This window comes from Acidisphaera rubrifaciens HS-AP3 (assembly GCF_000964365.1).
GTDB lineage: Bacteria > Pseudomonadota > Alphaproteobacteria > Acetobacterales > Acetobacteraceae > Acidisphaera > Acidisphaera rubrifaciens.
Genome location: NZ_BANB01000781.1, coordinates 1 through 659, shown reverse-complemented (window position 1 = coordinate 659; position 659 = coordinate 1). Strand labels below are relative to the sequence as shown.

Genomic DNA, 659 nt, shown 5'->3' with positions numbered 1-659 from the left:
GATCGCCTTCTGCACGGCGGCGAACTGTTCGATGCTCGACCGCATCGCGGGCGTCCTCGGCACCCAGGCCGCGCCCGTAGCCGGCGGCGGGCTGCCCGGCGGGGCGGAGGTGCCGCGTCACGCCCGCGTGGTGCTGATCGGCGACTTCCTCGGCCCGCTCGAACAGACCCGCGCCGCCGTGGGGCGCATCTCCGCGCTGCCGGCGAGCGGGCATCTGCTGCAGGTGCTCGATCCGGCGGAGACCGATCTCCCGTACGAGGGGCGGGTGCGCTTCAACGGTCTGGAACAGGAAGGCGAGACGCTGATCCCCCGTGTCGAGAGCATACGGGACGCCTATCGCGCGCGCCTCGCGGCGCAGCTGGACGGGGTGCGCGGCCTTGCTACCGCCGCCGGGTGGAGCAGCGGGATGCACCGCACCGACCACGGGCCGGAATCCGCCCTCCTCGCCCTGTATGCGGCGCTCGCCGCCCGCGCGGGCCCTGGCGGCGCGGCAGCCGAGGGTTATGCTGCCCCGTGATCTTCGCCGCGCCCTGGGTGCTGCTGACCCTTCCCGCGTTGCCGCTGCTGTGGTGGCTGCTGCGCATCACGCCGCCGGAACCGCGCCGGCAGAGTTTCCCCGCGATCCGCCTGCTGGTCGGGCTGGAGGCGTCGGAGGAGAC

At 74.2% G+C, this 659-nt stretch carries 2 protein-coding genes; both read left to right on the top strand.

Annotated elements, in window-relative coordinates; translation table 11 throughout:
• A partial coding sequence (locus tag B8460_RS17620) for a DUF58 domain-containing protein (protein WP_048862927.1) occupies positions 1 to 517 on the top strand: 517 nt, incomplete at its 5' end.
• Positions 514 to 659, top strand: a 146-nt coding sequence (locus B8460_RS22960) for a BatA domain-containing protein (protein WP_199445689.1), incomplete at its 3' end; no start/stop codon positions are given. The genes B8460_RS17620 and B8460_RS22960, both read left to right, overlap by 4 nt.